Genomic DNA, 23,577 nt, shown 5'->3' on the forward strand with positions numbered 1-23,577 from the left:
GCAACGCTTCGACCGCCCGGTCGACCGGGTTGTCCGGGCGGTAGTTCCGACCGATACACCAGCGGAACACGGCGGCGATCCGGTGCCGGGCCTTCCGCGCGGCGGCGGGCTTCGAGTTCCAGATCGGCGACAGGCAGCGCAGCACGTCCGCGCTCTCGATCCGGTCCACCCGCTTGTCGAGGAGCGGGGCGGCATGGAGGCGGAAGGTGGACTCCCACTGCTCGGGAAGCGGGCTCCCCTCCTTCCACGCCTCGCGGTGAAGCTCGATGGTCCGCTCGGCGGCCTCGGCGAAGGTCGGGACGCCGCGTCCGCGCGGGTCCTGGCCCAAGAGAACGCCCCGGCTGTTGTCCAGCGCCTTCTGGCGGGCCTCGGCGAGCGTCACCTCGGGATACGGCCCGAGTCCGATCGAGGTGAGCCGCCCCTCGATCCTGACGCGCTGCCGCCATGTCTTGGTGATCCGGCCATCCAGTGTCCGGTGAACCCGAAGGCTCAGCCCGCGCCCGCCCCGCCCGTCGCCGTAGACACCGGGCCGGTTGACCGTTCGTACGAACGCGGCGCTCAGCGTTCTCGGTCGCTTCGTCATGGTGCTTCCTTCCTTGTGGTGTATCACTCATTGCAGCACTACACCGGGAAGAATACACGGGATGGCGATGGACTGCAAGAGACGACCGGACGCTGCCTATCCTACTGAACACATTGTCCAATAACGTGTTATGGCCCATTTGATGAACCTTGGTGGATTACTTGGGAACACTCGCGATCAGTTCCGCCGGAACTGGGCAATCTCGCGGGTCTGGAGGAGCTGTGGCTCGACGGCAACGCGCTGGCGGGTCCGATCCCGCCGGAGCTGGGGAGCCTCACGCGTCTAAGGGAGCTGTCCCTGAGCGGCAACGCGCTGGCGGGTCCGATTCCGCCGGAACTGGGGAATCTCGCGGGTCTGGAGGGGCTGTGGCTCGACGGCAACGCGCTCGAGGGTCCGATCCCTCTGGAGCTGGAAAACCTGCCGCACCTGAGGGGGCTGTCCCTGAGCGGCAACCGGCTCGAGGGCCCGGTCCCTCCGGAGCTGGGCGGTCTTGGGCGCCTGGAGTTCCTGCACCTCGACGGGAACGCGCTGACGGGCGCGCTCCCGCGGAGTCTCCTGAGGATCGGCGGGCTGGTGCGGTTCCGTTTCGGGCGCAACGCGGGTCTCTGCGCGCCGGGCACGCCCGGGTTCGTCGCCTGGCTGGACGGGATCGGGGAGCTCGGGAGAGGCCCGTCCTGCAACGAAAAGGACCGGGCGGCGCTGGCCGCGCTGCACGCGGCGGCGGGTGGCGAGGACTGGATCGACTCGGAAGGCTGGCTGGGCGGCGTGGCGCTCGCGGGGTGGCACGGGGTCGAGACCGACTCCCTGGGCCGCGTCGCGACCCTCGACCTGGCAGGCAACGGACTCGTGGGGCGGCTTCCGGCGGGTCTGGGCGACCTGGCGGCGATGACAGCGCTGCTCGTCGGCAACAACGCCCTCTCCGGGCGGATGCCGCGCACCTTGCTCGACCTGTCGCTGGGCGAGCTGGATTACGCTGGCACGGAGCTGTGCGCCCCGGCGGACGACGTGTTCCAGGCATGGCTGGGCGCCATCGCCGTGCTGCGGGACACCGAGACGGAGTGCGCGCCCGCCACGGACCGGGAGATCCTCGAGATGCTCCACGCCGCGACGGGCGGGCGCGACTGGATCGACTCTGGGAACTGGCTCACCGACGCGCCGCTCGAGGAGTGGCGCGGAGTCGAGGTGAACGACCAGGGCAGGGTTGTCGAACTGCGGCTTTGGGACAACGGGCTGGCGGGCCGGCTGCCGCCGGAGCTCGGCGACCTGGCGCACCTGGAATACCTGCGGCTGAGCGACAACGGCCTCACGGGCGCGATTCCGCCGGAGTTCGGCGACCTGTCCGGCCTCGCGCACCTGGCGCTCGACGGCAACGGCCTCTCCGACCCAATCCCACCCGAACTCGGCGGGCTCCCGGCGCTGGAGGAGTTACGGGTCGAGAACAACGACCTGTCGGGCCCGGTGCCGCCCGAACTCGGCGGCCTCGCGAGCCTACGCGGGCTGGGGCTCACGGGCAACCCCCGGATGGCGGGCCCGCTTCCCGCCGAATTGACGTCGCTCGGCCGGCTCGAGCGGCTCCTGGCCGGGGGCACGGACTTGTGCGCGCCCGCGGACCCCGCGTTCGCGGCCTGGCTCGACGGGGTCCACACGCGCCGCGTCGTGCCCTGCGCCGAGCGGGAGGCGCCGGCGGCGTACCTTGTGCAGGCGGTGCAGTCGCGCGCGTTCCCGGTCCCGCTGGTCGCGGGCGAGCCGGCGCTGCTGCGCGTGTTCCCGACAGCGGCGCGGGCCGCGGGCGTCGGCGTTCCGGCGGTCCGGGCCCGATTCCTCGTCGATGGCCGGGAGACGTTCGCGGCGTGCATCCCCGGCGGGTCCGGGCCGATCCCGGAACGGATCGACGAGGGCTCGCTCGCCACGTCGGCCAGCGCCGAGATTCCGGGAAGCATCGTACGGCCCGGTCTCGAGATGGTCGTCGAGATCGACCCGGACGGGACGCTCGACCCCGCGCTGGGCGTCGCGCGGCGGATTCCCGCGACCGGGCGGCTGGCGGTCGACGTGCGGGCCCTGCCGCCGCTCGAGCTGACGGTCGTTCCGTTCCTCTGGGCGCAAGCGCCGGACTCCTCGATCCTGGACGCGGTCCGGGGGATGGCGGCGGACCCGGAGGGCGACGAACTGCTCGCGGACGCGCGTGCGCTGCTCCCGGTTGGGACGCTCGCGGTGACGGCGCACGAACCCGTGCTGAGTTCGAGCATCGACGCTCGCCGCCTGCTCGAAGAGACCGAGGCGATCCGCGCGATGGAGGGCGGGGGCGGCCACTATCTGGGCACGATGGCGGGCCCGGTGACGGGGCCCGCCGGGGTGGCGTTCCTCGCCGGCCGGGCGAGCTTCTCGATCCCCCGCTCGGGCACCATCGCGCACGAACTTGGCCACAACCTGGGTCTCCATCACGCGCCGTGCGGCGGCGCGGGCGACCCGGACCCGTCGTTCCCCCACCCGAACGGATCGATCGGGGTCTGGGGCTACGACTTCGCGCGCGGCGAACTGGTGCGTCCCATGACCCCGGACGTGATGTCGTACTGCGGCCCCCCCGACGGGATCAGCGATTACCACTTCGCCAATGCGCTCCGCTACCGGCTGTTCGAGGCGCGCGTGGCGGTGGATACGGTCGCCTCCGCCTCCGTGAGGTCGCTTCTGCTGTGGGGCGGCGCCAACGGCGACGGCGCGCCGTTCCTGAACCCGGTCTTCGTCGTCAACGCGCCGCCAGCGCTCCCGGACTCGGCCGGCGCGTACACGCTGACGGGCCGGACGCGCCGGGGATCGGAACTCTTCTCGCTCCGCTTCGCGATGCCCCGGACGGCCGACGGCGACGGCGGCTCCGGCTTCGCGTTCATCCTGCCGGCGGAGCCCAGTTGGGAGGGCGAACTCGCCGCCGCCGTCCTCGACGGCCCCGGCGGGTCGTTCGTCCTGGGCGCCGGCGCCGCCCGCCCGACGGCCATCCTGCGCGACCGGCGCACCGGCCGGGTGCGGGCCATCCTTCGCGACACGCCGCTCCCGGTCCGGGCCGCCATGGAGGCGGCGGAGTGGACCGAGGTGCCGGAGCTCGAGACGCTGCTCAGCCTCGGGGTGCCGGACGCGGCGGCGTGGCGGCGATGACGGGTCCACGGAGGACGGCGAAGGCTTTCCAACCCATTGAGACGGACTCACACACGCACGCGCGCGGATCCCTTCCGCCGCGCAAGGAGACGGCCAGGATGATTCGGAACAAGCTTGGTCCACCAGCCCGCATCCTCATGGTCGCCGCCGCGGCGGCGTGGTGGGTGCCGTCCGCCGCGGCCGCCGTCGCGGCTCCGGTTCAGACCCCACCCGATCCGCCGACGAACCTGAGGGCGGTCCCCTCCAATCCCACCACCATCATCCTCCACTGGACCCCTCCCCCGACCCCGACCGGCGGGAGCGCGATCACGGGCTACGAAATCGAAGTGACGGCGGTCGGCCGCACCGGGAGCCCAACGTTGTTGACCTGGCGCTCGACCACGCCCATTTACCATCATACGGGTCTCGCGCCGAACCTGACCCTCCACTACCGGGTCAGGGCGAGGAACGCCGCCGGTCCTGGGGGTCTTGGGGGTTGGTCGAATTCGACGAGCGCCACTACGCCGCCGGCCACGGCGCCGGGCGTGCCCGGCAACCTGATGGCGGCCGCCGCCGGGCCCACCGTCATCGCCCTCGACTGGAACGAGCCGTCCTCGACCGGTGGGAGCGCGATCACGGGCTACGACATCCAGGTGTCCGCGGACGGCGGCAGCTCCTGGCGCTTTCTGGTGACCACGAATCAGACCAGCCACCGGCACCCGGGTCTCGCGGCGGGCGCCACCCGCCACTACCGGGTCAGGGCGGAGAACGCCATCGGCTTCGGGCCCTGGACGTCCGCGGTGAGCGCCGCCACGTCAGCGGGCACGCCGCCGGGGCCGCCTCGTGCGCTGACCGCGACCGCCGTCAGTTCCTCGGCGATCGACCTGAGCTGGAGCCCCCCGGGGAGTGGCGGCAGCAGCGCGATCATCGGGTATCGGATCGAGCGTTCAAGCACGCGAACCGGCGGATGGAGGGATCTCGAGGACGACACAGGCAACACGCGCACCACCTACCAGGACACGGGCCTCTCGCCGAACACGACCTACTACTACCGGGTCTCGGCGATCAACTCTTTTGCCACGGGAGACCCCTCGAACGTCAATGACGCCACCACCGAGCTGGACGTGCCGAACGCGCCCGGGCGATTGACGGCCCAGGCCCGAGGGATATCGGTGATCGAGTTGCGTTGGACGCGGCCGTCGTCCAGCGGAACGTCTCCGGTGACCGGTTACTCGATCCAGTGGTCGCCCACGGGAACCGGCAGATGGAGGGATCTCGAGGACGACACGGGCAACACGCGCACCACCTACCAGGACACGGGCCTCGGCCTCGAGGCGAACACGACCCGCTACTACCGGGTCAGGGCGATCAGCGGGGCCGGCCCGAGCGCCTGGTCGAACGTCGCCCACGCGACCACCGATGATCTCACCGTTCCGGGCGTGCCCACGAGCCTGAGGGTGAACCCCAACGGCCTCAGGGGAAGCACCGAGCTGCAACTCACGTGGAGGCCTCCGTCCAACACCGGCGGGAGCCCCATCACCGGCAACCGCATAGAGTGGCGTTCCCCCAATAGCTCGGACTGGAGATTCCTCGTGCCCGGCCCCACCGGCACGGCCACCACCTACATCGACACCGGTCTCGCCCCCAACACGACCCGGTACTATCGGGTGCGCGCGCTCAATGCCCAGGGGCAGGGAGCCCCCTCGAGCGCGGTCAGAGGCACCACCAACGCCGCACGGCCCGGCCAGCCCCGGAACCTGCGCGCGCGGGCGACGGGACCCACCAGCATCACCCTCGCCTGGGAGGCGCCGTCCAGCGACGGCGGGGAGCGGATCACCGGCTACACCATTCGGATGCGCGGCCCCAGCGACGGAACCTGGATCACGATCCCGCGCAACACGGGTCCGCGGGAGACGACCTTCGAGCACACGGGCCTCCGGCCGGCCACCGCCTACCGGTACCAGGTGGCGGCGATCAACCGCATTGGAACCGGCCAGTGGTCGTTCGAGGCGAGCACGAGCACGTACGCCCAGGCTCCCGGCGCACCGGTCGGGCTGACGGCGCGGGCGGTGGGCACTGCGCGCATCGACCTGTCGTGGAGTGCGCCCCGCAACACCGGCGGCGCTCCCATCCTCGGCTACCGGATCGAGGCCTCCGACGACGGGGGCAGGAACTGGAACATCATCATCCGCCGCAACACCAATTCGAAGACGACGACGGCCTCCGACGTGACCCTCCAGCCCGCGACCACGCGGCACTACCGGGTCGCCGCGATCAACACCGCGGGCACCGGGCCGTTCTCGAACACCGCGCGCGCGACGACCGACGCGACCGTGCCAGGCTCGCCCCGGAGTCTCGACGCGAATGCGGACGGCACCTCGCGGATCGAGCTCTCCTGGCGAGAGCCCACGAGCGATGGGGGCTCGCGCATCACCGGCTACCGCATCGAGGTGTCCGAAGACGGCGGCACCCGCTGGAATGACTTGGTGGCCAACTCGCACAACACGCGCACGACCTACGTGCACACGGGGCTGGAGCCGGCCACCAGGCGCCACTACCGCGTCTCGGCGATCAACCGGATCGGCATGAGCCGGGCATCGCGGGTGGCGAGCGCCATTACCGACGCGACCGTGCCCGACGCGCCCACCGGGCTGCAGGCTACGGCGGTCACGTCCACCCAGATCGACCTGTTCTGGCTCGCGCCCGCCTACGATGGCGGCGCCCCCGTCACCGGCTACCGCATCGAGGTCTCGGAGAACGGCACCGCGTGGACGGATCTGAGGACCAACACCCAGTCCAGGGCCACCGCGTTCCAGCACACCGGCCTGATGCCGGGGAGCACGCGCCACTACCGCGTCTCGGCGATCAACCGGGTGGGCCCCGGGGCGCCGTCGGATACCGCTTCGGCCGCGACCGACGACCCCGTCGGGCGAGCGGGTCGACTCAACACCCGCGTCCTGCCGCACGTGGCGGCCGCGATGACCTCGAGCACCGTGTCGGCGATCGCCCGCCGCGTCGACGCGGTGGCCAGCGGGATGGGGATGGAGCGGCGCGTGGAGACCAACGGGCTCTCTTCGATGGCCGCGAGCCTGTCGTCGCCGGGCGCCGGCGGGATCGGCCTCGCCCAAGGCGACCAGGCCGGCCTCGCCGCCCTCTTCAGCGGCACTTCCTTCACGATGCCCCTGGGCGCCTCCGACGCGCAGCAGCAGTCCGTCACGGGCACGCAATTGGCGGGCTGGGGCGCGGGCGAGTACCACTACCTCGGCGAACCCGGCCAGAGCGCCCTCGACTGGAAGGGCAACATGGTGAGCGCCCACGCCGGCATCGACACGCGCGTGGGGTCGGACCTCCTGGTGGGTGTCGCAGGCTCGTACAACTCCGGTAGCTTCGACTTCACCGACAAGACCGGCGCCAGCCCGGTGAAGGGCACCTACGGCGCCACCATGAGCAGCGTGAATCCTTACATGGCCTGGTTCTCCGGCGGGGGCGGCGCCTCGGTGTGGGGCTCGGCCGGACTCGGCCGGGGCGACATCGACGTCGATGACGAACGCGAAGGATTCCGCACCACCCCCGCGAGCCTGTTGACGGGGGCGGGGGGCGCGAGCTACAAGCTGCTCACGCGCGACGCGGGCGGCGTGCGCCTCAAGGCCGAGGGCTGGTACGGCCAGGTCACGGTCGACGGCAGCGGGCAGATCGAGGAAGTGACGATCGAGATGCAGCGCGGCAAGCTCGCGCTGGAGTTGACGCAGGGCTTCCGCACCGGCGCCGGGAATGAGATCGCGGTCCTGCTCGAGGGCGGGATGCGCTACGACAACAGCGACGGCAACGGCATAAACGGCACCAGCGCGGAGGTCGGCGGCGGGCTCCGCTACACTAACCCGGGGCTGGGAGTGACCGCCGAGGGCCGCGGCCGTTTCGTGATCTCGGCGCGCCAAGGCTACGAGGAATGGGGCATGGGCGGTACGCTCATGTTCGACCCGGCGACCCGCGGCCAGGGGCTCTCGATCCGGGTGGCACCCTCCTATGGCAACCACCTGAGCGGAGTGAATCAGCTCTGGGAGCGCGGGGTGCACGACGCGGTGGGCGGCTACGACCTGGGCATGGCGCCCAACGTGGACGGCGAAATCGCGTACGGCATTGCCGGCTTCCACGGCACGCCCTACAGCGGCTTCTACGTGGGCCAGGGTGGAACGCGAGCCTTCAGCAGCGGCGTGCGCTACGAACTCGGGTCAGGGGTCGGGCTGCGCCTCGAAGGCACGCGGCGCGAGAGCGGCCTCGGCGGGGCACAGCACTCGGTGGGTGTCCGCGGAAGAATCAGGTTGCCGTAGGGGCTGGGCTGTGCGAATCCCAGGACACGACGACCGACAGGATACCAGGATCGAGCGACCGACGACGCTCAACGCGAGCTTCGTCAAGTCAGTCCGGCGCCCGGGCCGATACGGCGACGGACGTGGAGGCTACGGGCTGTCGCTGCTGGTCAAGCCCACGTCGACCGGGCGGACGAGCAAGACGTGGGCGCAACGCCTCTACATCAACGGCAGGGCCGTGAACCTGGGTCTGGGGGCGTACCCGCTGGTGACGTTGAGGGAGGCCAGGGCCAAGGCGTTCGACAATCGGCGAACGCTGGCGCGGGGGATGGACCCCAGGAGCGGCGCCATGGGTTGACCCATCCGGGTACCGTGGTTCTCCTTCACGGACGAACCCGCTCGCGGCGGGCAAATCGCATACGAAGGCGAAGAGAGCAGATAGACGATGAAAGACAGTTTCGCGCTTCAGGAACTCGGTGTCGCGCTGGCCAAGCTCGAGCGTCGCGTCATCGCCGGGTTCGATCAGATGAGCGCAAGGATCTCCGCGGTGGAATCGAAGCTCGCCACGCGGATCGACGACGTGGAGGCACACGCCGAGAAAAGGGGCGTCGAGTTCGTGAGCAGCGTCGACACGGTGTCGGCCAAGTTCAAGCAGCTTCGATACTCGCTCGAAGGGCTGGAGGAGCGGCTCGACCAGAGGGTCGAAGGACTGCACACCGATGTCCGGAAACAACTCGGCGTTGTCCAGGCCGCGGTCGACGCGATCGGCGCGCATTTCGCCAGTTCGGAGTAGCCGCGGCGGGACGTCATCGCCGAATGGGCGTCTGGCTGACTCATTTCGCCATGGTCTCGCCCGGTTGCAACGGCGAGATTCACGGGCGGCGCGTTACCGGCCCCGTTCCGTGGCGGTTCCGGGCGTTGCGCGCCAGATTGGGGGAACGCACCGGAGACACGGCCGATGATCGATTCCGATACAGCCAGAGCAGCCGCCGGATCCGCATGGATGAAGGACTGGGGACAGTTCATTGTGCTGCTGGCGGCGCTTGGCGGCTTCTACGGCTTCATCCGATCCGACATGAGTGCGATGGAAACTCGCTTGGGAGACCGGATCGACCGCAACGCTGAACTGATCTTCGCAAACGCTGAAGCGATCGCCCGCAACGCTGAAGCGATCTCCAGAAACGCTGAAGCGATCACCCGGGTTCGTGAGGGCCTCGCTCAGGTGCGTGAGGATGTCGCTCACCTTGAGGGCTACATCCGCGGTCGGCTCGGTGACGATCCAGGTTAGGCCTACGGACATTTTCCGCCGCAAGCTGGGCGACGACCCGGAACTCACCGCCGCCACGCAATCGCACCTGGTATCCCCCGGCTGAACAGCATTTCCGTCCCCTGCCCGGCGGCACCTCCCACCGCGTCCGCGGCGGCCTGGATCGGTGGAGCCGGATCCCACAGGAATCCACGCACCTGCCCGGTTCGGAGATTGCGCAGAATGGCCATCGGACGATCCGTGCTCCCGTCGAGGGTGGCGGATCCTTCCGGGCCGGACAGTGTGATGCTCGCCAGGTTGTCCGCCCAGGCGGGTTGGACGGGGAGCGCGAAGACGAAACTTCCCTCTCCCGCTCCGTCGGCCACCACGGGCATGGCGAAGCTGAGCGAGAACAGCGCACCGCCATCCGCAGCCCAGCCCGTAAGCTCGTAGTCGCCATCGGACTGTGGCACCACGGGCGGGGCGTCGACCACGAACGCGGGTTCCAGGAAGGGAGCGTTTTCCGCGTCCACGCCGCCCCATACAAGCAGCGACCTCGTCGTGGCAGGCGTTGCGGCACCACCGCCCTCGTCCACGAGGCGGAACCGAAGCGCCTTGATGAAATGGTAGTCGCTGCTCCCGTCGGGTGGCCCGCAGTAGGACATGAGGTCTGGCGTGGACGGCGGCATCAGCCGGCCACCCTCCTGGAAATCGAAGCCCCACGCCCCGATGGTTCCGTCCGGATAGGGGTACCAGGGGTCGACGCCGCTCGGTCGGCCGCACGGCGCGTGCCGCAGATTGAAGTTGTGACCCAACTCGTGCGCGATGACATCGGGATAGGGTTGCGAGAAGCTCGATCTGCCAGGGCGTTTTGCCACTCCGCCGGCTCCCGTCACTGGGGGGGTCATCATCCCCTTGTAATGGCCGTTGCCGCCTTCGATAACCCTGATCGCCTCGGTCTGGGCGAGCAGATCGAACGCGCTGTTGCTCGAACTCACCACCGGTGGGTGTGCCGTCACCGCCAGATCGCCGACCGGTAGCAGCGTGCGTGTTTCCTCTAGCATGGCATGGTTCTCGGGGTCTGCGGCCATCGCGCTCACCAGGTCCACGATCGACGAATCCTGAGTCTCGCTCCACACGAACGGAATCACCGTCAGGTCGAGGAGCGGCATGGTTTCGACGTCTACAGCCAGCCGGCCCGTCTCCGGTATCCGCCTCGCGACACCGAGGCCCGGATCCAGCGTGCCGTTGGGATCGACGTCGATCACCAGCTCGACCCCCGGCTGAATCACATGACCTGGAATCTCGACGTTGGCCGACGCGGCCAGCTCACCTTCGGTCACCCGCGTCGGGATCGGAGCCGACGTGCCCGGGATGGTCACGGCGTGCGTCTCCCAACCGTCGCGGTAGAATCGGGCTCTGACATCGGGGATGCCCGAGCCGGTGGCGCCGACAGCGGTCGTAAACACGCGCAACAGCGCCCTGTCGCCCGCGACGAGCGGCACCGGGAACTCGCGTGACTGCACCGCTTGCGTCAAGTAGGCGTCTGCGGAGGCCACGTCGACGCAGCGCGCGATCCAGCGCTCCCGGATGCCGGACAGCCAGGCCTCGAAGGTGGAGTCCCTCGGAGCGCAAAGGCCGGTGCCTCCCGCATGGATGGTCTCGATCCGGGAGAGAGCGGTCAGATCCGCCGGAAGCGCTCCGGCCATGGCCTGGTTGTTGCTGAGATCCAGCTCCTGCAGCCTCGACAGCCGCCCCACCTGGGGAGGCACCGGACCGGCAAGATCGTTGGAGGCGAGGCTAAGCCGCCTCAGATTCTCAAGGCTGCCCAGTGCAGGCGGAATCGAACCGGAGAAGCCGTTGCCGGAAAGATGGAGGTACGCCAGGCTCGCCAAGTCGCCGAGTTCGGGCGGAACTAGATAGCTCGTGTCCCGTGCAGTCCAGCAGAGTACATCATGTCATCCATAACACGTTATTAGACAGATACTTCTAAGACTACATCCGAGTTGCATCGTCCCTTGCCGTCCGCTGACATCCCGTGTATTCTTCCCTAAGAAGTGATTTGGCATGTGATACACAACTACGGAAGGAACCCGCATGACCAAGCGACCCAAGACGCTCACCGCCGCCTTCGTTCGGACGGTCAACCGGCCCGGCGTCTACGGCGACGGACGAGGCGGGCGTGGGCTGAGCCTCCGGGTGTACCGGACGGCCAACGAGAGGGTCACCAAGACGTGGCGGCAGCGGGTGAGGATCGACGGGCGGCTCACGTCGATCGGACTTGGCCCGTATCCCGAGGTCACACTCGCCGATGCCCGGGAAAAGGCGCTGGACAACAGCCGGAGGGTTCTCCGGGGACAGGACCCGCGCGGGCGCGGCGTCCCGACGTTCGCCGAGGCCGCGCGGCGGACCATCGAACTTCACCGCGATTCGTGGAAGGCCGGGAGCCCGCTGCCCCAGCAGTGGGAGTCCACGTTCCGCCTCCACGCCACCGCGATTCTCGACAAGCGGGTGGACCGGATCACGAGCGCGGACGTGCTGGCGTGCCTCGGCCCGATCTGGAACTCGATGCCCACCGCCGCCCGGAAGGCCAAGCACCGGATCGGGGCCGTGTTCCGGTGGAGCATCGGCCGCAACTACCGCCGGGACAACCCGGTGGACAGGGCCGTGGCGGCGCTGCCGAAGCCGAACGGCGGCGCGGCGGGCCATCACCGCGCCCTGCCGCATCGCGAGATTGCGGCGGCGCTCCGGTCCATCCGCCGCGTGGGGGACGGGAGTCCGGCCGCGTTGTGTGTTGAACTGATCGTGCTCACCGCCGTGCGTCCGGGCGAGGCCCGGGGCGCACTTTGGGATGAGATCGACATGGACGCGGCGAGGTGGACGATCCCGGCCGAGAGGATGAAGGCTGGCCGCGAGTTTGCCGTTCCGCTCAGCACCGGCGCTTTGCACGTGTTGAGGAAGGCGCGCAAGCTGTCGGATATGTCGCCCTTGGTGTTCCCGTCGCGGACGGGCAGGACGCTTGCGCCGAAGACGGTGTCGCGGTTGCTCCAGATCGCCGGGGTGGACTCGACGCTTCACGGCTTCCGGTCGAGCGCGCGGTCGTGGATGGCCGAGACGGGCGTCCCGGCCGAGGTCGCGGAGGCCTGCCTCGCCCACGTTCCCAAGAGCCGAGTCGTACAGGCGTATCAGCGCTCCGACCTGCTGGAGCGCCGTGCCGAGGTCATGCGGGCGTGGAGTAGCTACGTCACGCAGGGATAGACCGCCGACCTGCCGCAGCTTCTTCGACGGCCTCGGGGGGCCGTTTCCGCACGTTTCGCGCACCTTTCGGGAAATATACGGGCCTTAGAATCGCGCAGGACCGACGATCTCGGGTCTCCGAGGGGTAAGGGTAGGGCCAAAAAGCGGACCGGGCGCTCCAAAATCGCCGGGGTGGACCTGGTCGCGGTACGGATTCCGGTCGAGCACCCGGTCGTGGATCGCCGAGTCCGGCGGCTTGGCCGACGGCGCGGCCCGTGCCTGTCTTGTCCATGTCCCGGGGATCCGGATCGGACAGGAGTATCAGGATCCGACTTCCTGACCCCGCCGCGATGAGCCGCTGGATCCAGCTGGCAGCAAAACCAGTCAGACCGGGCCTCATCGGACCGGCTTCCATGCCACTGGACGATCACTCCGCAATTCACCAAGGGGGGAGTCTCGCCGCGCCACTGGCAGCGACCGCAAACAGGTCGTGGACGGCGTCGGAACGCTGTGGAACGCTGTGGAAAAGTAGGAGTTTTCCGACTGTTGACATCGCCCCGAATGGTCGTTCAGCGTTCGGACATGGAGATGCGGGAAGGACCAGTCAAGATCGCGGGTCAGCGCGTTTCTCGGATGTTCGAGGCTGAGCCCGGCGGCGGTCGGCAATAGGGCGATGGACGGCCCGAACCTGATGCGCCAGATCGGGCGCGGTCGCTCGCCGTCGCTCGGGACGGCGGACCGGATTCTCGCGTTCATCGCGGAGCAGGACGGAGCATCGGGCGGTGGACGCGATCCCCGGGAAGGCCGTGACACCGACGACCGACCAGCAAGCAGAGCACAACGAGGAGGAGCAGGACGATGGCCGAGAACCCGAGGAACGAGAGAACGAACCCTCCGACCCGCTTCCTGCGGCTGCCCGAGGTGATGGAACGCACGGGCCTGTCGCGGAGCACGATCTATGTCCGGTTGGCTGCGGGGTGCTTCCCCCGGCCGGTCGCCTTGGGCAGGCGCGCCGTGGGATGGATCGAGGCCGAGATCGAGGAGTGGGTCGCCGAGCGGATCGCCGAGAGCCGGTTCGACGACGACCGGACCGGTGAGCGCGGCGAGGCCGCGCACCGGATTCCCGAGGCCGGTTCGCGGTCGGCGGAAGCGCGCCCGGTGCGGTGATGCGGCGCGCTTCGCGGCGACCGGGGAACAGCTTGTCGGGCGCGTCTTTGGTCGGGCAGCCAGCACACGCCGTGTTGAACACGGCGGGCTGGCAAGGGGGCGTTCCGGCCCCCTTAGACCCCCGGACTGTCGCGCCGCCGACGGAGCGGCGGGCGCGCGGGGGCGACGCCCCCGAACCCCGTCGCCGGTGCGCTCATGGCTGCTGATGAGCATCGCACCGTGATGGTCGCCGCGCGCGTCACGCCCGCCGAGCACGCCGCCTGGCGGGAGAAGGCGGCCGCGGCGGGCGTGTCCCCCTCCGCGCTGCTTCGCGAGGCGATGGCGCGGACGCATACGTGGACCGCGGCGGCGCGGTCCGTCGAGCGCGAGCGCACGCGCCAGATCGCGCGCATCGGGAACAACCTGAACCAGCTTGTCCGCTGGGTGAACACCCACAGGACGGCGGCCGAGGCCGTCTCCGTGATCGCCCACATCGTGTCGTTCGAGCGCTCGCTGCTCCGTGTCGCCCGCATCGGCGGGGAGACCGACGATGCTCGTTAGGTTCCTGTCCCACGGGAAGGGCTCGGCCAAGGCGGCGGCCAAGTATCTCGTCGGCGAGTTGGACGCCGAGGGACGGGAGCGCGAGGGCGTCGAAGTGTGGCGCGGGAACCCGGACATGGTGGCCGCCGTGGCCGACTCGCTCGACTTCGAGCGCAAGTATACGTCAGCGGTGATCGCGTGGGCGCCGGAGGACCGGCCCACCGACGAACAGATCGAAGCCGTCCTCGACGAGTTCGAGAAGACGGCGTGGGCGGGGCTGGAGCCGGATCGCTACGCGTGGACGGCGGTCCTCCACCGGGAGAGCGGAGGCGGAGTCCATGCGCACATTCTGGCCGCGCAGTGCGACCTCCAGACGGGCCGCAGCCTCAACATTGCCCCGCCCGGTTGGCAGCGGACCTTCGATCCGCTGCGCGACGCCTTCAACCACGAGCACGGCTGGAGCCGTCCCGACGACCCGGCGCGGGCAAGGGCGCAGCGTCCGGGCCACGTCGCCTACATCGAGGCGTCAAGGCTGCGGGCCGGGCTCGAACACGAGGCGGATCCGCGCACCCTGATCCGCGACTACCTCGTGCAGCGCGTCGAGCACGGCGCGGTCAAGGACCGAGCCGACGTGGTCTCCGCGCTGGAGGATGTGGGACTGGAGGTGCCGCGCCAAGGCAAGGACTACATCACCGCCCGCGATCCCGACAGCGGGAAGCGGTGGCGGCTGAAAGGAGAACTGTATGAACGAGACTTCGAGCCCGGGCGACTTGACCTCCCGGCTGAGGAGCAGGCTGGAGGCCGACCGGAGGCGGATCGAGGACGAAGCCGCGCGCGAGCTCGCGCGGCTCGGCGAGAGCTTGAGCGCCGTCGCAAGCGGCGCGCTGCGTTCCATCGAGGCCGATACGGTCGAGGCGACCGGGAAGATGCGCGAGTTGCTGATGAAGGCTTGGCTCCGGCCGCTGGTGGTCGGCATGAGCCTCTTCCTGGGTATCTGCTTCGGAAGCTTGGGGACGATGCACTGGCTGTCGAGGAGCATCCAGGACCGGATCGAGACGTTGGACGAGCTGGACACGCGGACCGGGTGGGCGCGCGCGACGCTGGCCGAGATCGAGGAGACGACGTGGGGCGTCGAGTTGCTGGAGAGCAGCGGGGACCGGTACGTGTCGCTGCCCGCCGGGACGACGGTCCGTCCGGCCTTCACCCTGGACGGACGGCCCTACTTGAAGCTGTCGAGGGAGTGAGGAGGGAGCTGCGTGACCGATTTGGAGCGGCGGCTGACGGCCGCATTGGAAAGGTTGTCCGGGCAGTACGAAACGGAACAGCGGCGGCAATCCGGACAGATCGAAGCGTTGCGAGAACAGGTCGAAGCCTTGCAGCGGCAAGTCGAGCGGCTGAGCGCGCGGGTGACGGACTTGACCGGATACTCCGGGACCTACGGCGCAGGGCCAGGGAGCAGGTGGAGATGACGAGGCAACTGCTGGAAAGGATACGGCCCCACGGGCCGGACCGGGATTCCGGGCCGAGCCGCTGACGGTTCGTGGTAGCGGAACCTGCCTAGTTGCTCGCGTTGTAGTCGCGATCAATGCACTACGCCCGACCGAGACTCTTTCTCAGTCGCTAATACCGCAACTCTGCACTGCCACGAGTAGTCGGTCCCGCTGATCTTCAGGCACCCGGTCCTCATCCCGGGATTCCATGAAGCAACAACCCGAGGTAGAGCTCGACGACCTCACCGGCATCGAGGCGCATAATCGCTTCACGCACCTCGTCGTCACTCCAGCCATCCATGAAGCGTACGGCCGATAGGGCCGCGTAGTCACGGTTGAGTTCCATGCTGATCCACCGACGACCGAGTTCCTCCGCGACGTGGCCCGTGGTGTTGGACCCAGAGAAGATATCCAAGACTAGGTCTTCCGGGTCGGTGAGGAATTGAATGAAGAACCGTGGCAGCGCGCTGGGGAACCTCGCAGGGTGTCTGTCTCGCCCCATCATCTTGCACCGCCGCAGGTAGCCCGAGTTGCTTTCCGTGTTCGGAATCTGCAGGAGGTTCGAGGGAATGGCACCGCCGTTGTCCTTGCCGAACGTCTTGGCGATGTCGTGTCCGGAGGGTCGCGATTGGGGTCGGTAGAATTTCTCGGGGTTTTTGAGCAGCGCCTTCATACGCTCGGAATACGGCACTAGGACGCGAGTGACATCCGCCTTTGGCTCAGCCGTTCGGGAAAACCACCAAACCGTGTTGACCGAGTCCTTGGCTCGGATCTTCCGCTTGTTGACCCATTCAATGGGCGAGGGCAGCTTCGACGGATTGAACCAGAAAAACTCTTCCGCCAACTCGTAGCCGAGGCGATCACAGAAGTCCAGCAACACGCGGTAGTTGTAGAGCGAACGCACGGGTTTGCCGCGCTTGTAGGCTCCGCCGAGGTCGAGAACGAAGCTGCCACTGTCCTTCAGCACGCGGAACGCAGCCTCTCCGAACTTCCCCAGCCATTCGACGTACTTGTCCTGCTCCTCGTTACCGTAGGCCTTCTGCCGCAACAGCGCGAAGGGAGGGCTGGTCATGACCAGGTCCACCGATTGTTCCGGCAGATGTCCAAGCAGCTCCGCGCTATCCCCCCACAGCTGGAGACCGCGAGGCGTACGATACACCTGCTTGTCGCTCGGCAGGTCCAGCTTCATCGTCCATCATTCCTATCGGGGAGGTTCGCATCCGGCTGCAGTTCCCACCGCCGCGCTATCCAGCTCTCGACGAACGACCAAAGCAGCGTAATCGCGTAGTGGAGTTCCGGTGCCGTTTCTTGAAGATCCGCCACCGCACCCGCCAGCCGTTCTCTAGGCAGGTGACCGACCAACCAAACGGCCCATACGGAGGGGTTACCACTGGCAAGCTGTGCCGTGAGCTCTCGGAGGGTCTCGTCTGACACCGCGCCGTGCTGGCGCAGCGCCTCGGCACATCCCGCCGCGATCGCCGGCTCCATTTCTTGCAACCCTGCAAGAAGTACCGGTACGGCGTCTGAGTCCAGGGTGACGATGCCCTCAAGGGCCTCCTCACGGAGGTCTTGGTCCACATCCGCAAACGCCCTCACTAGGCGTGAGCACGCTTCCAAACCGCCGATGCGGCTCAACGACCAAGCCGCCGCGCTACGCGCGAAGTACGGGCGCTGATGATCGTCGAGGATCGCGCTCAGCATCCTCACGCACTCATCGGTGCCAGCTTCCCCCAACGAAATCACCGCCTCCAGTCGGATCTGCTGGTCGGGACTCGCCAAGTACGGTGCGAAGAGGTGCTCTGCACTCTCGCCACGGACAGCGACAAGATACGCTGCTGCCTCCAACCGGATGTACATGTCCTCTTCACGATCGCGCTCGAGACTCGCAACGGTCGCCCAAACGGAATCCTTCCGTCGGAGCCTCGCGAGCTTCACCCCGGTGAACCGTTGAGTCCGCTCACGGGACGCCAGAAGCTGCGAAAGGTGGCCCTCGGGCCACACACCGGGGCAGCGAAGGTCGTCATCGGTCTCCGGCCTGACTCTCGACGCGAGGATCTGATTGAGCGCGATTTCCTCGCCCACGGCCACGGTGATTCGGAGCTCTTCGGGAACCGTCCGAGTGTAACGATGTCCGTCGCTAGCTCGAACAGTCGTGATCCTCTGACCCGTGACCGATTCTACAAAGCCGTCTCGGCTGGAGAACCACGCCTTCCATGTGACGCTGGTCTCCGATCCTTCGGTAACGCCCTTGGTCGTCTCACCGTCCCGCGACACGGCCCTGAACCGAGCGACGCGCACGTAGTTTACCGTGCCTTCAGCATGCCACCGGATCCAGTTGCGTTCGTGCCAGTAGGAGACCGATTCCTGAAGCCGACCGGCGCTCCACTGTTCATCTTCGCCTGCCTTGCAGACCGGGAAGGCGATTACGTCGGCGTTCACCATACCGAAGTCCCACGCGCGCTCATGGTCCGAGGAGCTATGGGACATCGACAAGTCGGGCCTCGCCTTCGCACGGCTCTCGATGCGAAGTCCGCACAGTTCGCAAACGAGGTCTGGAATGCGGACGCGCTTGCGCTTGACATCCTTCCAGAGCTTCGTGTCCATCGCGCCGCGTTCGAGCTCGACGACTTGGTGGCCCAGCCGTTCCAGATCGTGCGCCACGTGTCTGCTGCCCACCGCGCCGAGGGCAATCTTCCGAAAGAAGCTGGAATCCGGCTTGAGCGCGAGAGGTGGCATGGTGGCAATCTAACCCAACCGATTGCGGCCAGCGAACGGATGTGTCCTCCGCAGGGTGGCATTCCCAAGGGTCGCCCCTATCGTCCCACAAGCAACGGGCGAGGTTCGCGCCAATGCTCGGTGCCCCGACATCCGCGCTGCCCCAGCTTCGGAGGTTGGCGGAGGGGATCGAGTGGAATCGCTCGAACGGCGGCGAGGGGGGGCAGGGTGAGTGACGACGCAACTGCGCGGGCAGGCGTGATGGCCTGGATGGCCAAGTTGGCGCAATCTGGGATAGCAAATAGAGATCGGACGGGCGCGCGCCGATCTCACTCGCCCGTAGGGCTTGGGTGCCAGGCTGGTCAGTCAAGAGGCCACGCGCCGCTCGGCTTCCGTAGGTTTGCTCGCAACCCCTCTGCGGGCACCCGTTCGGTCGGACCGTGGGCTCGACCTCTATTCGCGGCTTGACACGCTTGGGTGTCTACGGACTTCCGATACCGTCGCGTAAGCTCTTCCTCATGTCTGCATATTTGAAGTGATACACACGCTCGACAAAAATCGCTAACACATTGATATTGCACGCTTTATCATTTACTCTACTAGTTCGGGCGGAATCGGGCCGGCGAGATCGTTGGACCGGAGGTCAAGCTGCCACAGGCTCCCAAGGCTGCCTAGTGCGGGAGGGATCGGCCCGGTCAGACTGCTGGAGACGAGGTTCAGCACCTCCAGGCTCCCCAGATTGGAGAGTTCGGGCGGAATCGAACCGGAGAAGTCGTTGTATCCAAGGTAGAGGAACTGCAGGCTCGCCAGGCGACCGAGTTCGGGCGGAATCGAGCTGATCAGATTGTTGGAGGAGAGAAAAAGCTCTCTCAGGCTCACAAGGTTGCCAATCTCGGGCGGGATCGGGCCGGAGAATCGGTTGCCGACCAGGTCGAGGTGCTCCAGGCTCGCCAGGTTGCCGAGTTCGGGCGGGATCGGACCGGCCAGATTGTTGGAGCCGAGACCAAGCTGCCTGAGTTTCCCGAGGTCGGCGAGTTCGGGCGGGATCGCACCGGAGAGGCCGTTGTATCCAAGGTAGAGGGATTCCAGGCTCGCCAGGTCGCCGAGTTCGGACGGGATCGGGCCGGTCAGGTCGTTGGAGCGGAGACCAAGCTGCCGGAGGTTGGCGAGGCTGGTGAGTTCGGGAGGGATCACACCGGAGAGGTCGTTGTCGCCAAGGTCGAGAGACTCCAGGCTCTCCAAGCGACCGAGTTCGGGCGGAACGGGACCGGTCAGATCGTTGGTGCCGAGATCAAGCTCCCTCAGGCTGCCAAGGTTGGTGAGTTCGGGAGGGATCCCGCCTGCCAGACCGTGTCGAATCCATGATCTGCTTCCGCTGTCCCAGCTTTGGCAATGAGATTGCCAACTGGTTTGATCCGTGAGGGTTACGGGATTGTCGGGTCGGACTCCCGGCGTTCGGTTCCCGCTGGTCTGCTCAGACCGCGGCTCTGCGCCGGTCTTCGAGCGCGGTCCTGAGTTGCGCTTCGTCGGCCTGCTGATAACAGCGCAGCACGGTCTTGGCCGACTTCCAGCCACCGAGTTCGCAGAGCACCTTGAGCGGCTGATGCATGAGATCGGACGCGAACTTGCGCCTGAGCGAGTGCCAGCCTCTCCCGCGCTTGGGCTCCAGTCCGGCGAGCGCCTCGGCCCTCTCCCACCACGCGCGGACCAGCGAGCTTTTGACGCAGATCGTGGGATCCCTCGGCGACGGCATGACCGGGGCGTGTCCGCCCTTGGCGCTCTCGCGCCGCGCCATTTCGAGGACGGCGACCGCCTCGGCGGTCACGGGCGTGCGGTGTTCGTAACCCGTCTTTTCGTGCTCCGCGCGCCACCGGATGGTCCTGCCCTCGAAGTCGATGTCCGACCACCGAAGCTGCCGGACGGCCCCGATGCGGTGTCCGGTTTCGTGCGCGAGCACGAGCGCGACGCGGAACCGCCAGTTGACCTTCGTGGACGCCTTCAGGAGGGCTTGGTACTCGGCCTCGGAGAGAACGACCCGGGTGGGGTTCTTCTCGGTGGGGATCTTGAGTCCCCTGAACGGGTTCGCCACGAGGAGCGGGCGGCCGCGTTCGTCCTTGGACTTGGCGGCCCAGTTGAAGACCGCGATCAGGAACCTGAGGTCGCATTCGATCATGCGGTCCGAGACGGGCCTTCCGCTCGGTCCGATCCTTCCCGAGCGCCGCGCGAGTATGAACCGGTCCCAGTCCCTCTGTGAGAGTGTCGCGGGATCGCGGTTCCGTCCGTAGAGCCCGAGGAACATCCTCATCGCGGTCCGGTCGTGGCGCTGCGTGTGGATGCCCTTGGTGGGCGTCACCTCTTCACCGTAGATGTCAAAGAGCGTCTCCAGCGTGAGCGGTCCGGGGTCGGCGTCCTTCTGCTTGCCGTTCGGCTCCGGCTTCGCGAACCCGGCGGCGGCCTCGTCGGCCTGCCGCTTCGCGCGCCTCCAGTCGCGGTGCTTTAGCGACCGGGTGAGCCTGCGCCCGTTTTCCCGCCACTCTATCTGGAAGAGGCCGGTCTTGGGGTCTGGGAACACCCTGACCCGGTTGCGGCCCCATTCTCCGGCGCTGTAGGAGCGCCTGTCACGTTTCGTGCGTGCCATCTTCCATTCCTCTCCGGATGATGGACTGCACGATCTGCTCGTTGGAAACATCGCGGCGGGCGGCGCTCTCCGCCAGTCGCGGGCCGGACGGCGCCTTGAGGGGCAGGTGCCGGCGCAAGATCCTGGGCGCGTTGGGTCTTCCGGCGTTGGGGATCTTGCCTTCGCGCACGAGGCGGCCCAGATGGTCCTTGGAGTATCCGCTCTCGCGCGCGGCTTCGACGAGCGAGAACGTGGTCTCGTCCTGCTCGCGCATCGTGGCTTCGAGGTCGTCGGCGCACCGCTCGATCGCCGTGGCCGGGGTCTCGCCCCCGTAGCGGCGGAGCGCCTTGGCCTGCTTGCGCCAGTCGGCGGGCAGGCCCTCGACGGACGCGGGCTCGTTCTTCTTTCGGCGCCTGCGGGTCATTTCCATTCTCCTTCCTCATCCTGATGGAGCGCGTCGGCGAGGCCGGGATCGCCCTCGCCGCGCCGGACGGACCGTTCGGCGAGATCCACGCGCCGTCCGAGGTCGGCGAGCCCGGTGGTGCGGGCAACCACGTAGATCGTGGCCGTGATGGTTGTGAGGGCGAGCGCGGCGTGCAGCGCGAGCGCGACGCCGTGTTCGGCGAGGATCCTTGGCCAGTGGGGCGAGAGGTATTCGAGGCGGGCACCGCCGAGCAGGAACGCGGATCCGGCGAGTGCGGCGGTGAGTCCCGCGCTGATCTTCCAGGGCTGCATCGTGGTTTCTCCTTTGTCTTCAGAGTTCGACTGAGGCGGGATCGCGGTCGGTCGGACCACGGAGCCAGGAGCCGTTATCGCTGCCGAGGCCCAGCCTGCGGAGAAGCCCCGCCGCCGCCGGTCCGTTGGCGTGCATGGCGAACCCGGCGGCGGCCTTGGCGCGGACGGCCGCCTCGCGGTAGCTGCCGGAGACGGCCTCGACGTTGACGCGGCCGGTCCGGCCGTCCGCGTCCTCGTACTCGATCTGGGCGTCCGGGTAGAGCACCCGGCCGTCTTCGTCGATGGGGAGCCCGAGTTCGCGCGCGATCCGGTGGCGCTCCGTGTCGGCGGCCCGTTTGCCGCGCTTCCGCGCGCCTTCGCTGGCGCGCGCGATCCTGCTCTTGAGTTCGGTGTCGAGGCGGACGCGCCGCACGGTGGCGCCCCTTGCTTCGAGCCGTTTCCGCTCGATCCGGCAGGCGCGGTGGATGGCGGTGTCGTGTGCGGCCTCGGCGGGCCGGACGCGGGCGAGCCGGATCTCCTGCCGGGGGTCCATGCCGCGCTCGGCGGCGAGCTTCCGGGCCTCGGCCACGCCCCTGGGGGTGAGCGAGAGAATCTTGAACGGGTTGCCCTTCGGTCCGGTGGCCCGGTGTTCCTCGACCAGACCGTCCCGGATCCAGGCGTTCACGGCGCGCCGGGTGGTGAACGGATGGCCGCCGAAGTGGAGCTCGGCGATGTCGCGGTGGGAGACCGCGCCGTGGACGCCGATGTCGGTCAGCGCCCCGGCGCAGCGGTCGGGGAAGGAGATGGACCCGCCGTCCCGGCCCGCGGCGTATTCTCGGCGATGGCCGTTCCGCATCCGAGCTCGATGGCTCGCGCGGCTGGGTGGCGCGGCGGAACGGGGGTCCGGTTCGGCCTCGCGGCCGAACATCTCTCTTCCTCTCACGGCTCAGCGGCTCGGCCCGAAGCCGCGCTCGGGAACCGGGATCCTCGGCACGGGGACAACGATCCTCTGCGGTCCCTGCGCGGGCGTGCGAACCGCCGCCACGGCGACGGGATCGCGGGCGGCCACGCGCTCGCGGTGCCGGTCGAGCACGAAGTCGGAGATCTTCTGCGCGTCCGCCGCAGCGCGCCGGATCTCGCGCGGGTCCTCCTCGAGCGCCTGGATCCAGCCCTCGACGTAGGCCGCGCCACGGCTCGGGTCGTGGCCGACACCCACGCGCTCGCCGGTCATCATCGCGCTGATCTCGGCCCTGAGCTCCTCGCGGGCGTACTGCGGCGAGCCAAACCCGCCGTCGATCCCCTCGATGAGGGTCTCGCGGTTCATCCGGTCCTTGTGCCCGGTGCTGTGGCCCAGCTCGTGGAGCGCGGTCTGGTAGTAGTGGTTCGCCGACGGGAACTGCCCGCGCTCGGGCAGCACGATCTCGTCGCGCTTCATGTGGTAGTAGGCGCGGTCGCCCTGGACGTGGCGGACCGGGACGCCGACATCCTCCATGACCCGCTCGGCCTCCTGGTGCACCTTCCAGAGCGGCTCGGGCGTCGGGTTCGAGCGCTCGGGCAGCCCGTCGGCCTGCTCGGCGTTGAACACCGTGTACTGGCGCACGAACGGCGCCTTGAGCTTCTCGTAGCGGTAGACCTTCTTGCCCTCGGCGTCCCTCCTGGGCCGACCCTGCTCGTCGGTCACGGCGATCCGCTTCTTGTCCTGGAAGGAGAGGATGCGGGTGCCGCGCTCGCCCTTCCTGACCTGTCCGCCGCGCGCCTGGATCTGGCGGTAGGTGCCCCAGCGCACGTCGCCGTAGCCCTGCTCCTGCTGGACGGAGGCGAGGTGCAGGCTGTTGCCGCCCCGGTAGGAGCGGTCG

The 23,577-nt window shown here is 68.4% G+C and carries 18 protein-coding genes and 1 pseudogene; 9 read left to right on the forward strand and 10 right to left on the reverse strand.

All coding sequences use genetic code 11. From position 1 onward, the window contains the following. The coding region (locus OXU32_15665; protein MDE0075393.1) for an Arm DNA-binding domain-containing protein at positions 1 to 583 on the reverse strand (583 nt) is incomplete at its 3' end. Between the two features lie 573 nt (positions 584 to 1,156). On the opposite strand from OXU32_15665, the gene OXU32_15670 reads away from it, so the two are divergent. The 5 genes from OXU32_15670 (at position 1,157) to OXU32_15690 (ending at position 9,304) form a co-directional block, all read left to right on the forward strand. Further along, the gene (locus OXU32_15670) at positions 1,157 to 3,730 is read left to right on the forward strand and encodes a M66 family metalloprotease (protein MDE0075394.1); all 2,574 of its coding nucleotides are present in this window, start codon (positions 1,157 to 1,159) and stop codon (positions 3,728 to 3,730) included. A 98-nt stretch (positions 3,731 to 3,828) separates the two neighbouring features. After that, a complete protein-coding gene (locus tag OXU32_15675) occupies positions 3,829 to 8,037 on the forward strand; it encodes a fibronectin type III domain-containing protein (GenBank protein ID MDE0075395.1) in 4,209 nt (1,402 codons plus the stop codon). 10 nt (positions 8,038 to 8,047) lie between these two features. After that, a complete protein-coding gene (locus tag OXU32_15680) occupies positions 8,048 to 8,374 on the forward strand; it encodes an Arm DNA-binding domain-containing protein (GenBank protein ID MDE0075396.1) in 327 nt (108 codons plus the stop codon). Positions 8,375 to 8,461: 87 nt separating this feature from the next. Beyond that, the gene (locus tag OXU32_15685) at positions 8,462 to 8,809 is read left to right on the forward strand and encodes a hypothetical protein (protein ID MDE0075397.1); all 348 of its coding nucleotides are present in this window, start codon (positions 8,462 to 8,464) and stop codon (positions 8,807 to 8,809) included. 165 nt (positions 8,810 to 8,974) lie between these two features. Then, positions 8,975 to 9,304 carry a hypothetical protein gene (locus OXU32_15690; GenBank protein ID MDE0075398.1) on the forward strand — a complete coding sequence of 110 codons (330 nt, stop codon included), beginning with the start codon at positions 8,975 to 8,977 and terminating at the stop codon, positions 9,302 to 9,304. Between the two features lie 44 nt (positions 9,305 to 9,348). Here OXU32_15690 and OXU32_15695 read toward each other — a convergent pair whose 3' ends face one another. After that, entirely contained in the window at positions 9,349 to 11,157 is a 1,809-nt protein-coding gene (locus OXU32_15695; protein MDE0075399.1) for a M66 family metalloprotease, read from the reverse strand. 202 nt (positions 11,158 to 11,359) lie between these two features. Between OXU32_15695 and OXU32_15700 the strand changes: the two genes are divergently transcribed. From OXU32_15700 to OXU32_15715, 4 genes and pseudogenes are all read left to right on the forward strand, one after another. Continuing rightward, on the forward strand, positions 11,360 to 12,520 hold the full coding sequence (locus OXU32_15700; protein ID MDE0075400.1) for a tyrosine-type recombinase/integrase: 1,161 nt from the start codon (positions 11,360 to 11,362) through the stop codon (positions 12,518 to 12,520). An 837-nt stretch (positions 12,521 to 13,357) separates the two neighbouring features. After that, positions 13,358 to 13,558, forward strand: a pseudogene (locus OXU32_15705) (AlpA family transcriptional regulator). Between the two features lie 303 nt (positions 13,559 to 13,861). Further along, positions 13,862 to 14,206, forward strand: coding sequence for a MobC family plasmid mobilization relaxosome protein (locus OXU32_15710; protein ID MDE0075401.1), 345 nt, complete (start codon positions 13,862 to 13,864; stop codon positions 14,204 to 14,206). A gap of 722 nt (positions 14,207 to 14,928) precedes the next feature. Further along, the gene (locus OXU32_15715; GenBank protein ID MDE0075402.1) at positions 14,929 to 15,429 is read left to right on the forward strand and encodes a hypothetical protein; all 501 of its coding nucleotides are present in this window, start codon (positions 14,929 to 14,931) and stop codon (positions 15,427 to 15,429) included. Between the two features lie 439 nt (positions 15,430 to 15,868). Here the strand turns inward: OXU32_15715 and OXU32_15720 are convergent, their stop codons facing one another. From OXU32_15720 to OXU32_15755, 8 genes are all read right to left on the reverse strand, one after another. Continuing rightward, positions 15,869 to 16,864 carry a site-specific DNA-methyltransferase gene (locus OXU32_15720; protein ID MDE0075403.1) on the reverse strand — a complete coding sequence of 332 codons (996 nt, stop codon included), beginning with the start codon at positions 16,862 to 16,864 and terminating at the stop codon, positions 15,869 to 15,871. Next, entirely contained in the window at positions 16,861 to 18,411 is a 1,551-nt protein-coding gene (locus OXU32_15725) for a HEAT repeat domain-containing protein (protein MDE0075404.1), read from the reverse strand. Before OXU32_15725 ends, OXU32_15720 begins: the two co-directional genes overlap by 4 nt. A gap of 570 nt (positions 18,412 to 18,981) precedes the next feature. Further along, positions 18,982 to 19,965, reverse strand: a complete 984-nt coding sequence (locus OXU32_15730) for a hypothetical protein (protein ID MDE0075405.1) — start codon at positions 19,963 to 19,965, stop codon at positions 18,982 to 18,984. Continuing rightward, positions 19,865 to 21,028, reverse strand: a complete 1,164-nt coding sequence (locus tag OXU32_15735; GenBank protein ID MDE0075406.1) for a tyrosine-type recombinase/integrase — start codon at positions 21,026 to 21,028, stop codon at positions 19,865 to 19,867. The genes OXU32_15730 and OXU32_15735 overlap by 101 nt, the downstream gene beginning before the upstream one ends. After that, the gene (locus OXU32_15740; protein MDE0075407.1) at positions 21,009 to 21,431 is read right to left on the reverse strand and encodes a hypothetical protein; all 423 of its coding nucleotides are present in this window, start codon (positions 21,429 to 21,431) and stop codon (positions 21,009 to 21,011) included. The genes OXU32_15735 and OXU32_15740 overlap by 20 nt, the downstream gene beginning before the upstream one ends. Beyond that, a complete protein-coding gene (locus OXU32_15745; GenBank protein MDE0075408.1) occupies positions 21,428 to 21,742 on the reverse strand; it encodes a hypothetical protein in 315 nt (104 codons plus the stop codon). Before OXU32_15745 ends, OXU32_15740 begins: the two co-directional genes overlap by 4 nt. A 19-nt stretch (positions 21,743 to 21,761) precedes the next feature. Next, positions 21,762 to 22,577: a hypothetical protein gene (locus OXU32_15750; protein MDE0075409.1), complete on the reverse strand. Its 816-nt coding sequence runs from the start codon at positions 22,575 to 22,577 to the stop codon at positions 21,762 to 21,764. A 90-nt stretch (positions 22,578 to 22,667) separates the two neighbouring features. Further along, the coding region (locus OXU32_15755) for a zincin-like metallopeptidase domain-containing protein (protein ID MDE0075410.1) at positions 22,668 to 23,577 on the reverse strand (910 nt) is incomplete at its 5' end.

It is taken from the genome of Gammaproteobacteria bacterium, assembly GCA_028819075.1.
Classification (GTDB): Bacteria; Gemmatimonadota; Gemmatimonadetes; order Longimicrobiales; family Gaopeijiaceae; genus BD2-11.

Excerpts from the sequence above, each read along its gene's own strand:
- OXU32_15740 (MDE0075407.1), bottom strand. The coding sequence starts at position 21,431 with ATGACCCGCAGGCGCCGAAAGAAGAACGAGCCCGCGTCCGTCGAGGGC.
- OXU32_15700 (MDE0075400.1), top strand. The coding sequence starts at position 11,360 with ATGACCAAGCGACCCAAGACGCTCACCGCCGCCTTCGTTCGGACGGTC.
- OXU32_15715 (MDE0075402.1), top strand. The coding sequence starts at position 14,929 with ATGAACGAGACTTCGAGCCCGGGCGACTTGACCTCCCGGCTGAGGAGC.
- OXU32_15750 (MDE0075409.1), bottom strand. The coding sequence starts at position 22,577 with ATGCGGAACGGCCATCGCCGAGAATACGCCGCGGGCCGGGACGGCGGG.
- OXU32_15745 (MDE0075408.1), bottom strand. The coding sequence starts at position 21,742 with ATGCAGCCCTGGAAGATCAGCGCGGGACTCACCGCCGCACTCGCCGGA.
- OXU32_15720 (MDE0075403.1), bottom strand. The coding sequence starts at position 16,864 with ATGAAGCTGGACCTGCCGAGCGACAAGCAGGTGTATCGTACGCCTCGC.
- OXU32_15735 (MDE0075406.1), bottom strand. The coding sequence starts at position 21,028 with ATGGCACGCACGAAACGTGACAGGCGCTCCTACAGCGCCGGAGAATGG.
- OXU32_15710 (MDE0075401.1), top strand. The coding sequence starts at position 13,862 with ATGGCTGCTGATGAGCATCGCACCGTGATGGTCGCCGCGCGCGTCACG.
- OXU32_15685 (MDE0075397.1), top strand. The coding sequence starts at position 8,462 with ATGAAAGACAGTTTCGCGCTTCAGGAACTCGGTGTCGCGCTGGCCAAG.
- OXU32_15725 (MDE0075404.1), bottom strand. The coding sequence starts at position 18,411 with ATGCCACCTCTCGCGCTCAAGCCGGATTCCAGCTTCTTTCGGAAGATT.
- OXU32_15675 (MDE0075395.1), top strand. The coding sequence starts at position 3,829 with ATGATTCGGAACAAGCTTGGTCCACCAGCCCGCATCCTCATGGTCGCC.
- OXU32_15690 (MDE0075398.1), top strand. The coding sequence starts at position 8,975 with ATGATCGATTCCGATACAGCCAGAGCAGCCGCCGGATCCGCATGGATG.